This window comes from Nocardioides jiangsuensis (assembly GCF_019679455.1).
In the GTDB taxonomy this organism is placed as follows: domain Bacteria; phylum Actinomycetota; class Actinomycetes; order Propionibacteriales; family Nocardioidaceae; genus Nocardioides_C; species Nocardioides_C jiangsuensis.
The window spans coordinates 107,338-120,552 of record NZ_JAIEZQ010000002.1; the positions used below are offsets into that span (position 1 = coordinate 107,338).

A 13,215-nucleotide genomic window follows, 5' to 3' on the forward strand; every position below is an offset into this window, starting at 1 on the left:
AAGTAAAGAGCGACGGTAAAAGGGGGGGGGCGCCTGGCCCCGTTGTCGGCGCTGTTCGGGGATGGCCACGCTAGCGGAAGCTGACGTCGTGCTCCTCGGTGGCGACCACCTTGCCGTTGCGGTGGTGGGCGATGAACAGCGTGCCGGGCTCGATCGGGTGCGGATCCACGCCGAGCGCCTCGAACACCCAGGGAAGCACAGGTCGGTGCGTGCACAGCACGGCGGCCTCCTTGCGGCCCAGGAGCGTCCGGACCTGCGCGGTGACCAGGTCCTGCGTGGCGTCCTCCTCGGACAGGTCGTCGGTCATCTCCACCTCGAGGTCGGCCACCTCGGCGTACGGCGCCACCGTGGTCCAGCAACGGCGGCTGCTCGAGCTCACCACCCGCTGGACGCCGTACGCGGCCAGCAGCGGGACCACCTGCTCGGCCTGGAACTCGCCGGCCTTGGTGAGGATGCGCTGGCGGTCGTCGCCGCGCCAGGACTTCCGGGAGCGGGCCCGGCCGTGGCGGAGGACGACCACCGGGTACGACTTCGCCCGGCGCTGCTCGAACTCCTCGAGCGTGGCCCGGTCGTAGTCGTAGGTCAGCTTCGCGCGGGCCTCCTCGAGCGGGAGCCAGAGCACCTCGTCGATCTCGTCGTTCGGCCGGTACGTCGACACGTCGTGGTCGCCGACGACCCGGCCCACCCAGTAGTGCACGTCCTTGGTCTTCGGCGTGCCGTTGCCCGCCATGTACCGCTGGGTGCTCAGCGGCGGGCCGAGCCGGATGTCGAGCCCGGTCTCCTCGGCGACCTCGCGCACCGCGGCGGCGAGCACGTGCTCGCCCGGGTCGAGCTTGCCCTTCGGGAAGGACCAGTCGTCGTACTTCGGACGGTGGACGAGCAGGACCTGCCCACCCCTGCGTGCGACGACCGCGCCGGCGGCGACGATCTCGGCTGAGCCTGGCATGCCGTTAGTCTCACATCAGTACCGCCGTGGAAAGGGCCAACCCACCGTGCAGAGACGTGTCGTCGTCGTGGGCGTGGTGATCGCCGTGGTCGTCGTGCTCGCCGGGGGCGGTCTGCTCGCGTGGCGGACGGCGAGCCGGACGCCGTACGAGCAGGCGGTCGCCTGGATGCCGGCGGAGACGCTGCGTGCGACGTACACCGACTGGGCCGCGGTGCGGGGGCTGGCCGACGGCACGGACCTCGGCGCGGCGTCGTCGACCCGCGACGTGGGCAGCTTCCTGGATCGCGCCTACGACCAGGACCTGGTGTCCGCGTCCGCGGTGGCCGACTCGACCTACGCGATGAACGAGCAGTACGGGCTCTCGCCCGTCGACGCGGCGTGGGAGATGTACGGCCAGTCGCGCGAGGGCGCGGTGGTCGTGATGGCGATGACCGACGAGGTCGACCTGGACGGGGTGGAGCGCAACCTCCGGAGCCTCGGCTACCGGGCCCCGGCCGAGGGCGCCGGAACGGGCGGCACCTGGGCGGGGTCGGCCGACCTCGTCGCCACGATCGACCCCTCGCTCACGCCGGTGCTGCAGAACGTGGTGGTGCTGCCCGACGAGCACGTGGTGCTCCTCTCCGACAACACCTCCTACGTCTCGTCGGCGGCGTCCGTGGTGACCGGCTCAGCGGAGAGCCTCGAGGACGCCACGGAGGGCACCGCGGCGCTGGCGGAGCTGGCCGGCGAGCCGGTGTCGGCGATGCTGTACGCCTCCGACTTCGCCTGCGAGGCGCTGAGCATGGGCTCCGCGGACGAGGAGGACCGGGCCGTCGCCGAGGACCTCGTGAACCGGGTCGGCGGGGTCAGCCCCCTGTCCGGCCTCGTGCTCGCGATGCAGCGCGACCGCGGGCTCACCGTCGGCATGCACTTCGAGAGCGACGAGCAGGCCTCCGACAACGTCGAGCCGCGCGTGCGCCTGGCCTCCGGCGAGGCGGTCGGGCAGGGCGGGACGTTCGCGGACCGCTTCCGGGTACGGGAGGGGCGCTCGGACGGCCAGGAGGTCGTGCTGGACCTGGTCCCCGTGGACCAGACGCAGTCCCTGCTCAGCGACCTGTCCCAGGGCCCGGTCCTCTTCGCCACCTGCTGAGACCCCGACGGTGGCTGGCTGGGTCAGGTAGTTCGTGAGCAGATGGCAGGTCGGGGTGCGCCACGCGGGCGGCCGGGTCGTCCAGGCACGCCGGTCCTCGGGTAGCCATCGTGCGCGCGCCCGAGTGGCCAGGATCCGGTCGAGGACCCGGCCCGGCGACCGCAGGTCCGGCCCGACCACGGTGAGGTACTCCAGCCCGACGCGACGGAGCGCGTCCTGTCGCGCCACGTCCCGGCTGTGCCGGAGCGCGCTGCGATGCTCCGCGCCGTCGTACTCGCCGACCACTCCGGCGACCGGGTCGAGCAGGTCGGCGATCCCGAGCAGCCGGCCGTCCCGGTCGTAGACCTCCTGGTTGACCAGCGGTGTGGGCAGGCCGGCGTCGAGCACCCAGAGCAGTCGCAGCCGGGTCTCGTTCGGCGACCGGCTGTGCTCGCTCGCCAGGGGGAGCGCCCGGCGTACCTGCCCCACGCCTGCCCAGGCGGGCCGCTGCGCGACGTACGCCCGCATCTGCGCGACAGACACCAGCTCGGCCGCGGCCATCATGTCCATCGCGACGACCGCCTCGCGCACGTCGCCGACCCGGCGCATCTCGTCGAACAGCGCCCGGCGTGCGGCTGTGCACCGGACGCCGAGCCGCGTGACGACCTCTGTCCCGAGCAGGCGCTCGCGGGAGACCGTGCATCCCGGAGCCGGTGCGAGCTGACCGCGGGCCCCGAGGACGAGGGGGACCGGGAGCCGCGTGGCGCCGTCGGTGGCGAGCCCGTCGAAGAACGAAGCGCGGTGCAGCCGGCAGGCCGCCCAGCCGGTGACCGCGCCGTCGCGTGGCAGCCGGGCGGCCTGCTCGAGGATCCGCTGTTCGGGCACGGTCGGGTCGACGTACGACGGCACGTAGAGGCCGTGCGACGACTGCCGCCACCCCGGCCCACGAGCGCGCCCACGCGTGGGGCCCGCGAGGCCGCGCGGGTCGACGGGGACGGGGTGGACGAGGCCGCGCGGCGGCGAGCAGACGGGATCCCACCGGTGCCGTGACATGCGGCCGCCCTGAGGGGAGAACCGCCACCTCGCGAGCGTTCCTCCACGAACTACCTGACAGGGGCGCGCCGCAGGGCCGCCCGCCGTACGACGGACCGCACGCGGCGGGTCAGCGCCCGTACGGCGCCGGGGCGGGTCGCCTCAGGGACGGCGGCGGCGCTTGGTCGTGATCAGCAGCTCCTGCATGTCGCGCAGCGCCACGCCCTCGGCGTCCTCCGCATGCCGCTCCCACAGGCCCGACTCCTGCAGCCACCACGACGCCGTACCGTCGTCGAACGCGAGGTCGAGCAGACGGCCGATCTCCTCCACCTGGAGCTCGCCGGGCAGCCGCACCAGCGCCTCCACGCGGCGGTCGAGGTTGCGGTGCATGAGGTCCGCGGAGCCGATCCAGACCTCGGGGTCGCCGGCGTTCTCGAACCAGAAGATCCGGGAGTGCTCCAGGAAGCGCCCGAGCACCGAGCGCACGCGGATGTTCTCCGACAGCCCGGCCATGCCGGGCCGCACCGCACAGATGCCGCGGGTGAGGAGGTCTACCGGCACACCCGCCTGGGAGGCGCGGTAGAGCTCGTCGATGGTCCGCTCGTCGACGATGGAGTTCGCCTTGATCCGGATCCGCGCGGGCGAGCCGTCACGGTGGTGCGCGACCTCGTTGCGGATCCGGGCGATGAGCCCGTCGCGGACCGTGTCGGGGGCGACGAGCAGCCGCTGGTACTCGGTGTGCCGGGAGAACCCGGACAGGTTGTTGAACAGGTTCGCGACGTCCTCGCCGATCTCGGCGTTGCTGGTCAGCAGCCCGAAGTCCTCGTAGAGCCGCGCCGTCTTCGGGTTGTAGTTGCCGGTGCCGATGTGGGTGTAGCGGCGGATCCCCTCGGGCTCGTCGCGCACCACCATCGCGAGCTTGCAGTGCGTCTTGAGCCCGACCAGCCCGTAGACCACGTGACACCCGGCGTGCTCGAGCTTGCGCGCCCAGCGGATGTTGGCCTGCTCGTCGAAGCGGGCCTTGATCTCCACGAGCACCAGCACCTGCTTGCCCGACTCGGCGGCGTCGATCAGGGCGTCGATGATCGGCGAGTCGCCGGAGGTGCGGTACAGCGTCTGCTTGATCGCGAGCACGTGCGGGTCGGCCGCGGCCTGCTCGATGAACCGCTGCACCGAGGTGGAGAACGAGTCGTAGGGGTGGTGCAGGAGTACGTCGCGGCGCTGGAGCGCGCTGAAGACGTCCACCGGGGACGCCGACTCGACCTCGGCCAGCGCGGTGTGCGCCGAGGGGACGAAGGCCGGGAACTTGAGGTCGGCCCGGTCGAGGTCCGCGATCCCGTTGAGGCCGCGCAGGTCCAGCGGGCCGGGCAGCCGGAACACCTCCGCCCCCGACACGTCGAGCTCGGAGACGAGCAGCTCGAGGACGTGGTCGTCGATCGACTCCTCGACCTCGAGGCGCACCGGCGGGCCGAAGCGGCGACGCAGCAGCTCCTTCTCGAGCGCCGCGAGCAGGTTCTCCGCGTCGTCCTCCTCGACCTCGAGGTCCTCGTTGCGGGTGACTCGGAACGTGTGCACCGCGACCACGGTCATGCCGGGGAACAGCGACTTGAGGTGCTCGGCGATCACGTCCTCGAGCGGGACGAACCGCTGCCCGCCGAGCGGCACGAACCGCGAGAAGATCGGCGGCACCTTGACCCGGGCGAAGTGCTCCTTCTGGGTCTGCGGGTTCCGCACCAGCACGGCGAGGTTGAGGGAAAGGCCGGAGATGTAGGGGAACGGGTGCGCCGGGTCCACGGCGAGCGGGGTGAGCACGGGGAAGAGCCGCTCCTTGAACAGCTTCTTCATCTGCTTCTGCTCCTCGCGCGACAGCTCGGGCCAGCGGAGCAGCTCGATGTCCTCCTTGGCCAGCGCCGGGACGAGGTCGTCGCGGAACAGCGCGGCCTTGCGGTGCATCAGCTCGTCCGTCGTACTCCAGATCTGCTCGAGCACCTCGCGCGGCAGCAGGCCGGACGCGGCGCGGACGGCCACCCCGGCGGCGATCCGGCGCTTCAGGCCGGCCACCCGGACCATGAAGAACTCGTCGAGGTTGGAGGCGAAGATCGCCAGGAACCGGACCCGCTCGAGCAGCGGCTGGTTCGGGTCCTCGGCGAGCTCGAGCACGCGGGTGTTGAAGCGCAGCCAGGACAGCTCCCGGTCGAGGAACCGGTCGGCGGGGAGGTCGTCGAGGTCGGGGACGTACGGCGGCTCGATGTCGAACGAGTCGGAGCGCGGCGTGCTCTCCGAGGGGCCCTCCTCGACCGCGCCGCCGACGGTCGCGGTGAAGGCGGTCCGGGCGGGGTCTGTAGGCATGTGCCCATCGTGACACCACGGCATGAACGAGCGGTAACGATCTCGGCGATCCCCCGCAGGCGTACGGCGCCGGGGGCCGGGTAGTTTCCGGACCATGACGTCTCGAACCCCCACGTTCTCCCTGCCCGTCCTCGCAGAGAAGGCCCAGGCCGTGGTGTTCCGCGGTCTGATGGGTCTGCCCGGGCCGGTGCAGCGCCGGTTGGCCGGCAGGCCGGTCGTGGTCGACGGGCAGGTGCTCGACGCGCAGACGCAGTGGATGCTGCGCCTCCAGCAGTGGGTCCGGGAGCCTGCCGTCGAGACGCTGCCGATGGAGAAGGCGCGCGAGGGTCTGCGCCGGCAGTCGATGCTCGTGGGCGGCCGGCAGCCGGTCGGCGAGGTCCGCGAGCTGACCCTGCCCGGTGCCGACGGACCGATCGCGGCGCGGCTCTACGCGCCGCGCTCGCAGGTCGACGCCGCCGCGGCCGGGGCGGCCGCGGGGGACGGCGCGGTGGCCGCGGGCTCGCCGCTGCTGTTCTTCATCCACGGCGGCGGGATGATGTACGGCGGCCTCGACAGCCACGACGCGCTGTGTCGGTTCCTCGCCGAGCGGGCCGACCTGCGCGTCCTGTCCGTGGACTACCGGCTCGCGCCGGAGCATCCGTTCCCGGCCGCGGTCGAGGACTGCTGGGCGTCGTACCAGTGGGTCAGCGAGAACGCGGAGACCCTCGGCGTGGACCCGGAGCGGATCGCGGTCGGCGGCGACTCGGCCGGCGGGTACCTCAGCGCGGTGACCGCGATCCTAGCGGCGGAGGCGGGGGTGCCGGTGAAGCACCAGATGCTGATCTACCCGGTGACGAACATGGCGGACAAGAGCGAGAGCCGGCACACGTTCGGCGAGGGGTTCTTCCTCACCGCCGACTTCATGGACCTCGCTGAGACCTCCTACCTGCTGCCCGACCAGGACCGCCGCGACCCCCGGGTGTCGGTGCACTTCACCGAGAAGATCCCCGAGAACCTCGCCCCGGCCTCCGTGGTGACCGCCGGGTTCGACCCGCTGCGCGACGAGGGGGAGGCCTACGCCCGGCTGCTCGCCGACGCCGGGGTCGAGGTGGACCTCAAGCGGTACCCGTCGTTCGTGCACGGGTTCGCGAACATGGTCGGCGTGGGCCGTGCGACGCGGGCGGCGGTCGCGGAGATCGCGGCGAAGCTCAAGGCGGCGGTCTGACGCTCGCCGCGGGCCGTCGGTGTCGGGGAGAGCGCCGCGCTCAGGCGGGGGCGGACCGCCGGTACATCACGTCGGTGTCCTCCTCGGCGTGGGTGAACCCGAGTCGCGAGTAGACCTTCACCGCGGGCGCGTTGTCGGCCTCGACGTACAGGATCACCTCGCCGAGCCCGCGCCCGCGCAGGTGGTGGAGGCCGGTCAGCGTGAGCAGCGAGCCGAGCCCCAGACCCTGCGCCGCGGGCGAGACGCCGACCACGTAGACCTCGCCGTACGCCGCGGCGCCGTCCTCGGCGGCATGGGTCTTGGTCCAGTGGTAGCCGAGGAGCTCGCCGGTGCCCTCGGCCTCGGCGAGGAAGAACCCGGCCGGGTCGAACCACGCCTCCGCCTCCCGCTGCTCGAGGTCCGCGCGGGTCATCTGCCCCTGCTCGGGATGGTCGGCGAACGCGGTGGCGTTGAGCGCGATGAAGGCGTCCTCGTCGCGGCCGGGCTCGAAGGTGCGTACGACGACTCCGGCCGGTGTCACGACCGCGGGCAGCGGGGCCGCGTCGTCGGACAGCGACCGCCGCATCACCCACAGGTCGCGCACCCGGGCGAACCCGAGCGAGCCGGCCAGGCGCGCCGCGGCGGGGTGGTTGGTGTGCGACCACGCGGACAGCGCGCTCGCGGGGAACGCCTCCAGCACGGTCTCGGCGAGCCGTCGTCCCACGCCGGCGCCGCGGGCCTCCGGGGCGACGACGAGGTTCACCTCGACCGTTTCGCCCTGAACGTCGGCGGGGCGGTCGGCGAGCGCGAACCCGACGACCTCACCGGCGGGATCCTCCGCAGTCCACAGGGTGGCGGCGGCGAGCCCGTCGTGCCGGAGCGCCAGCAGCGCGGCCTCGTTCAGCGGGCTGCGGGGGTCGGCGGCCGCGGACCGGTCGACGACGCCGCGCAGCCCTGCCCCCGGGCCGTCGGATGCGGCGAGGTCGAAGGCGGCCGGGTCGGCGCGGGTCACGCGGAGGGGGGACGTAGTCACGCGGACCAGCCTAAGAGGACCCGGAAGCGACGCATGCCTGCGCCGGGCCTGGGCACCTCACACCCAGTCGCATTCTCGACAACATGGAGATCTCGTCATGAACCCTGCGTGGTCACTCGCCTTCGCCGCGCTGGTCCCGCTCCTGTGCCTGGGCATGCTGCTGTGGCTGTCCTGGCTGGAGGAGACGCTGGCCGACGACGTCGCAGCCGCTCAGAAGCGCCGCACACCGAAGCCGGTCCTCGCGATCGCGACCCCGGTGGACACCAGCCCCGCCCCGCGGACGGAGCAGCCTGCGGTCGCGCCGGTCCCCGCCGCGAAGAGCAGCACTCCGGTGGAGACCGCGGCCCCGGCTCTCGCCCCGGTCGCCTGACGCCGACCCGCCGCGCCCTGCCGCAGCGAGACCGCCCGCGGTGCTCGCGTCAGTCGCGTGGACCCCGCGCCCGTACGGCGTCGGGCTCGTCCACCGGCTCCGCGACGTCCGCCATGTCCGTCGTACCGGCGGCCGCCCCGGAGGCGCCCCGGTCGCTCGGCGGCAGCACGAACCGGTAGCCGACGTTGCGGACCGTGCCGATGAGCACCTCGTTCTCCGGGCCGAGCTTCGCGCGGAGCCGGCGTACGTGCACGTCGACGGTGCGGGTGCCGCCGAAGTAGTCGTAGCCCCACACCTCCTGCAGCAGCTGCTGGCGGGTGAACACGCGGCCCGGGTGCTGGGCGAGGAACTTGAGGAGCTCGAACTCCTTGAACGTCAGGTCGAGCGGGCGTCCGCCCAGCTTTGCGGTGTACGTCGCGTCGTCCACGGTGACCTCGCCGGAGCGGATCACGTGCGCCTCCGGATCCTCCGGGTCGCGCTTCGCGGCGAGCCGCCCGATCGAGAGCCGGAGCCGCGCCTCGACCTCGGCGGGTCCGGCGGTGGCGAGGAGGACGTCGTCCATGCCCCAGTCGGCGGCGACGACCGAGAGGCCGCCCTCGGTGACGATGAGCAGCAGCGGCGCGTCGGACCCGGTCGTGCGGATCAGCCGGCACAGGTCACGAGCCTGCGCGAGGTCCTGGCGGCCGTCCACGAGCGCCACGTCGGTCTCCGGCGCCTCGAGCAGCGCGCTTCCCTCGGCGGGAAGGATCTTGACCTGGTGGGGGAGCAGGGCGAGTGCGGGCAGCACCTCGGCCGACGGCTGCAGGGCGCTCGTCAGCAGGAGCAGGGTGCTCATGGCACCTCCTCGGGAAGAGGTCATCCTCCGACTCGCCGTTGAGCCGCTGGGCGTGGTCCGGTCGGCCGCGGAAGGCGGTCTTGCCCGGGAGACGCGATAAGGCAGGATACCGAACATGGGTGACGAGGCTTCGGCAATCCGCGAGGGCGAGACGGCACAGTCCGTTGTCGTGCACTTCTGGGCAGCGGCCCGAGCGGCCGCCGGGACCGGCCAGGAGCGGGTGCCCCTGGACGAGGCGAAGACGGTGGCCGACCTGCTCGAGACGGTACGGCGGCGGCACGCGGACCGTCCCCGGCTGGCCGACGTGCTCTCGGTCTGCTCGGTGCTCGTGGGTGACCGGCCGGTCGGTACGACGGACCCGGCGGACGTCGTGCTCCAGGACGGGGACACCGTGGAGCTGCTCCCGCCGTTCGCCGGAGGCTGACCCGGCCTGACCCGGCCTCCCGCCGAACGAGTGACCTCTCAACGCCGCACGAGTGACCTCTCAACGTGGAAGTTATGCGGTGGTTCGGGGGATTTTCGCGTGCAAGTTTCGGGAGTTCCGCCCTCATAAAGTAAAACCTGGCCCGAATGGGCCATATCGGCGTGACCACGGGAACCACTCGTCGTTGAAGATCGCACGAACGTACAACGAACTGCGTTCGCGGTTCCTGGCTCCGAAGCTGAGCCGGGGGGGAAATCTTTACAGGTAGGGAGCACGCGATGCAGCACGCCCTTTTCCGGGTGGCCACGGCCACCTTCGTCACCGTCTTCGCCACCGTCGGGGTCGTCGGCCCCGTCCATGCGGAGCAGGCCTCCAGCCACGCGAGCGGCACCGCCGCCACGCAGGGGGACCCGACCGAGCCGCAGCCCGAGAGCAAGGCCGACAAGAACGACGGCGGCGCCAACTCCTACGACTGTGAGAACGGGCCCGAGGGTCCGTACTGCTCGACCCGCGACGGGTCCCCGTCGGAGAACGGCAAGGGCGACGGTGAGGCCACCGGCCGTCCCGCCGCCGGCAGCGTCGGCAAGGCCGACAACAAGAACCCGCAGGGCCAGGAGCCCGGTCCGAGCGACCGGAACAACGGCTACGAGTGCGACGGCAACCAGGGCATCGCCCAGGGCAACCCCGCCCACACCGGCTGCACCGACTCCACCCCGCCGGTGGAGGAGGAGCCGGAGAAGACCTGCCCCGACGGCACCCCGATGTCCGAGGACGGCAACTGCGGCACCCCGGAGACCCCGACCACGCCCGAGACCCCGACCACGCCGGAGCAGCCGACGACCCCTGAGGAGCCGAGCAACCCCGGCACCCCCGAGGAGCCCACCGTTCCGATGACCCCGGAGCAGCCGGCCGTGCCGGGTGGCCCCGCGGTCCCCGGCTTCGTCGAGGAGGAGATCGGCGGGCCCGAGGTGCTCGGCGTAGAGGGCGAGATGGCCGCCACCGCGAACCGCGCCCCGGTCACGGTCGCTCCCGCTGCCGTGGCTCCCGCCGCCGCTGTGGCGCCGGCCGAAGGCGTCCTGCCCGCGACCGGCGCCGACGACCTGGCCCTGGTGGCGCTCGGTGGCCTCGGTCTCCTCGCCGCCGGCGGCGTGATGGTCGCCCGCAAGCGTCCCCAGAGCAGCCGCTGACCTCCCACAGTTGCTGATCCGAGGCGCACAGGCCCCCGCCGGACCTCCGTGGTCCGGCGGGGGCCGACTCGTTCCCGGGGGCGACGAGGAGCGCCGGCGCCGACCGTGCCGCGGATGCCGGGAATGCCCGGCGGGCCGGCGTGGTTGAGTGCGGACGTGAGCCAAGGAGCCTGGGTACTCGTCGTCGCGCTCGTCCTCGCGACGGCGTTCGGCGTCTACCGTGCCGCCCGCGACGGTCGCTTCCGCGGCACGCACCGGGTGAAGGGCGCGGTCGAGGAGGAGGTCGTGGAGAGCGTGCTGGCCGGCAGCGACATCGACCACGAGCTCGGGGAGCGGGCCACCCTGCTCCAGTTCTCGTCGGCGTTCTGCGCTCCGTGCCGGGCGACCCGGCGCATCCTGGCCGACGTCGCGGACGTCGTGCCCGGCGTCGTCCACGTCGAGGTCGACGCCGAGCACCACCTCGAGCTGGTCCGGCGCCTGGGCGTCGCGCGCACGCCCACGACGCTGGTCCTCGACCGGCACGGCCGCGAGGTGACCCGGGCCAGCGGTGCCCCGAAGAAGGACGAGGTGCTCGCCACCCTCGCCCGCGAGCTCGCCTGATGTTCCGCATCCTGGGACGGCTGTCCATATTTCAAGACGGCCATTTCCGGAGCATCGGCCCCGACCTCTAGTCTCAGGTCCATGATCTCGACCATGCTGACCAAGCGCCGCGCGGTGGACCACTGCCGCGTGCGCTCGTCGCTGTGTCGAATGTCCTGACGGGACGTCGCAGCCGCCGCTGAGCCAGGAGACAGGGTCTCCCGCTCGAGGAGCCGGTTCTGCCCCGGATCCCCGACCCGCCCGGGTCGGCCCGCGCGCCGACGTACCCGTGCCTCCCGAGGCCGCCCACCCGCACGCCCCCGGCCCGACCCGACCGCTCCGGTCGGAGTCCCGGACCGCCCCGGACGTGCTCCCGACGCAGGAGAACCCCTTGCCAGCCACCACCCGCATCGACCCGCGAGGCCCGCGGTTCGCAGCGACCCTCACCACCGTGCTGCTCGCGGCCGTGCTGCTCACCGCCCCCTCGGGGACGGCGACCACGCTGCTCGCGGTGCAGACCGTCCTGTTCGGCATCGGCGCGGCGGCCGGCATCCAGCACACGCCGTACGCCTGGCTCTTCAAGACCGTGGTCCGGCCGCGGCTGGCGCCGCCGACCGAGATCGAGGATGCCGGCCCGCCGCGTTTCGCCCAGGCCGTGGGGCTCGGCTTCGCGGTCGTGGCGGTGGTCGGCTTCCTGTCCGGCGCCACCACCGTCGGCGTCGTGGCCACCGGGTTCGCCCTGGCCGCGGCGTTCCTCAACGCGGCCTTCGGGTTCTGCCTGGGCTGCGAGCTCTACCTGCTCGTCCGCCGGGCGTTCCCCGACTCCGCGCGCCCCACGGCCCCACGCACCACCACGACTGCACGCACCGCCACCACCGAAGACACCAGCGCCGGTCCGATCCCGGTCGCAACGAAAGGTTAGAAGCAATGAGCCGCGAATCCGCACTCGTCGACGCCGACTGGGTAGCCGAGCACCTCGACGACCCGAAGGTGGTCCTGGTCGAGGTCGACGAGGACACCAGTGCCTACGACAAGGGCCACATCAAGGGCGCCATCAAGCTCGACTGGACCACCGACCTGCAGGACCAGGTCCGTCGTGACTTCGTGAACAAGGACCAGTTCTCCGCGCTGCTCTCCGAGCGCGGCGTCAGCAACGACGACACGGTCGTGCTGTACGGCGGCAACAACAACTGGTTCGCCGCCTACGCCTACTGGTACTTCAAGCTCTACGGCCACGAGGACGTCAAGCTCCTCGACGGCGGTCGCAAGAAGTGGGAGCTCGACAGCCGCGAGCTCACCGAGGACGCGACCACCCGTGAGGCCACCACGTACACCGCGAAGGAGCAGGACCACTCGATCCGCGCCTTCCGCGACGAGGTCGTCGCCGCGATCGGCGTCCAGAACCTGGTCGACGTCCGGAGCCCCGACGAGTACGCCGGCCGGCTGATGGCCCCGGCCCACCTCCCGCAGGAGCAGGCCCAGCGCGCCGGGCACATCCCGACCGCGGCCAGCGTCCCGTGGAGCAAGGCGGCCAACGACGACGGCACGTTCAAGTCCGACGACGAGCTGCAGAAGATCTACAGCGAGGCCGGCGTGGACTGGAACAAGGACACCATCGCCTACTGCCGGATCGGAGAGCGCTCCTCGCACACGTGGTTCGTGCTCAAGGAGCTCCTCGGCCAGCAGAACGTGAAGAACTACGACGGCTCGTGGACCGAGTACGGCTCCCTCGTCGGCGTCCCGGTCGCCCTGGGCGACGAGCGGGGTGAGGCCTGATGTGCGGCGCCACCACCGGCGGCGTCTCGCTCGAGGGCGTCAACGTCGCCAAGGAGTCCGTGATCCAGGGCATCGTCACCCGCGATGACGAGCCGGTCGGCAACGCCTACGTGCGCCTGCTCGACCGCACCGGCGAGTTCACCGCCGAGGTGCCCACCTCCGTGACCGGCCACTTCCGGTTCTTCGCCTCCCCGGGCGAGTGGACGCTGCGCACGCTGGCCCCGAAGGCCGACCCGGTCGACCGCACCGTGGTCGCCCAGCAGGGCTCGGTCGCCGAGGTCACGGTCGCGATCTGACGCAGTCCCACGACGAGGCCCCCGGGCCGGCTCACGCAGCCGGCGCGGGGGCGCTCGCACGTCCGGGGCCGCCCAGGGCGGACCTCCCGGCGCCGGT

At 72.6% G+C, this 13,215-nt stretch carries 14 protein-coding genes; 10 read left to right on the top strand and 4 right to left on the bottom strand.

What is annotated here, in order from left to right; translation table 11 throughout:
- Positions 1–70: 70 nt before the first annotated feature.
- Positions 71–946: an NUDIX hydrolase gene (locus K1X13_RS08970; RefSeq protein WP_221024761.1), complete on the bottom strand. Its 876-nt coding sequence runs from the start codon at positions 944–946 to the stop codon at positions 71–73.
- A 46-nt stretch (positions 947–992) separates the two neighbouring features.
- Between K1X13_RS08970 and K1X13_RS08975 the strand changes: the two genes are divergently transcribed.
- On the top strand, positions 993–2,075 hold the full coding sequence (locus K1X13_RS08975; RefSeq protein ID WP_221024762.1) for a hypothetical protein: 1,083 nt from the start codon (positions 993–995) through the stop codon (positions 2,073–2,075).
- Between the two features lie 237 nt (positions 2,076–2,312).
- On the top strand, positions 2,313–3,104 hold the full coding sequence (locus tag K1X13_RS08980) for a hypothetical protein (protein ID WP_221024763.1): 792 nt from the start codon (positions 2,313–2,315) through the stop codon (positions 3,102–3,104).
- 144 nt (positions 3,105–3,248) lie between these two features.
- On the opposite strand, the gene K1X13_RS08985 is transcribed toward K1X13_RS08980, so the two are convergent.
- Complete coding sequence (locus K1X13_RS08985) at positions 3,249–5,435, bottom strand: RNA degradosome polyphosphate kinase (RefSeq protein ID WP_221024764.1); 2,187 nt, start codon at positions 5,433–5,435, stop codon at positions 3,249–3,251.
- A 94-nt stretch (positions 5,436–5,529) separates the two neighbouring features.
- On the opposite strand from K1X13_RS08985, the gene K1X13_RS08990 reads away from it, so the two are divergent.
- Positions 5,530–6,639, top strand: a complete 1,110-nt coding sequence (locus K1X13_RS08990; protein ID WP_225914919.1) for an alpha/beta hydrolase — start codon at positions 5,530–5,532, stop codon at positions 6,637–6,639.
- A gap of 40 nt (positions 6,640–6,679) precedes the next feature.
- On the opposite strand, the gene mshD is transcribed toward K1X13_RS08990, so the two are convergent.
- Positions 6,680–7,651: a mycothiol synthase gene (gene mshD / locus K1X13_RS08995; protein WP_308249467.1), complete on the bottom strand. Its 972-nt coding sequence runs from the start codon at positions 7,649–7,651 to the stop codon at positions 6,680–6,682.
- A 97-nt stretch (positions 7,652–7,748) separates the two neighbouring features.
- Here mshD and K1X13_RS09000 point away from each other — a divergent pair, with 97 nt between their 5' ends.
- Positions 7,749–8,021 carry a hypothetical protein gene (locus K1X13_RS09000; protein ID WP_221024765.1) on the top strand — a complete coding sequence of 91 codons (273 nt, stop codon included), beginning with the start codon at positions 7,749–7,751 and terminating at the stop codon, positions 8,019–8,021.
- A gap of 49 nt (positions 8,022–8,070) precedes the next feature.
- On the opposite strand, the gene K1X13_RS09005 is transcribed toward K1X13_RS09000, so the two are convergent.
- Positions 8,071–8,856: a winged helix-turn-helix transcriptional regulator gene (locus K1X13_RS09005; RefSeq protein ID WP_221024766.1), complete on the bottom strand. Its 786-nt coding sequence runs from the start codon at positions 8,854–8,856 to the stop codon at positions 8,071–8,073.
- A 115-nt stretch (positions 8,857–8,971) separates the two neighbouring features.
- On the opposite strand from K1X13_RS09005, the gene K1X13_RS09010 reads away from it, so the two are divergent.
- The 6 genes from K1X13_RS09010 (at position 8,972) to K1X13_RS09035 (ending at position 13,118) form a co-directional block, all read left to right on the top strand.
- Positions 8,972–9,280, top strand: coding sequence for a MoaD/ThiS family protein (locus K1X13_RS09010; RefSeq protein ID WP_221024767.1), 309 nt, complete (start codon positions 8,972–8,974; stop codon positions 9,278–9,280).
- A 278-nt stretch (positions 9,281–9,558) separates the two neighbouring features.
- The gene (locus K1X13_RS09015; protein WP_221024768.1) at positions 9,559–10,467 is read left to right on the top strand and encodes an LPXTG cell wall anchor domain-containing protein; all 909 of its coding nucleotides are present in this window, start codon (positions 9,559–9,561) and stop codon (positions 10,465–10,467) included.
- Between the two features lie 156 nt (positions 10,468–10,623).
- Positions 10,624–11,067: a TlpA family protein disulfide reductase gene (locus K1X13_RS09020; RefSeq protein ID WP_308249468.1), complete on the top strand. Its 444-nt coding sequence runs from the start codon at positions 10,624–10,626 to the stop codon at positions 11,065–11,067.
- Between the two features lie 370 nt (positions 11,068–11,437).
- On the top strand, positions 11,438–11,968 hold the full coding sequence (locus K1X13_RS09025) for a DUF4395 domain-containing protein (protein ID WP_308249469.1): 531 nt from the start codon (positions 11,438–11,440) through the stop codon (positions 11,966–11,968).
- 5 nt (positions 11,969–11,973) lie between these two features.
- Positions 11,974–12,822, top strand: a complete 849-nt coding sequence (locus K1X13_RS09030) for a sulfurtransferase (protein ID WP_221024770.1) — start codon at positions 11,974–11,976, stop codon at positions 12,820–12,822.
- Positions 12,822–13,118 (top strand): DUF1416 domain-containing protein, encoded by a 297-nt coding sequence (locus K1X13_RS09035; RefSeq protein ID WP_221024771.1) that lies wholly within the window; start codon positions 12,822–12,824, stop codon positions 13,116–13,118. Before K1X13_RS09030 ends, K1X13_RS09035 begins: the two co-directional genes overlap by 1 nt.
- The last annotated feature ends 97 nt before the right edge of the window (positions 13,119–13,215 follow it).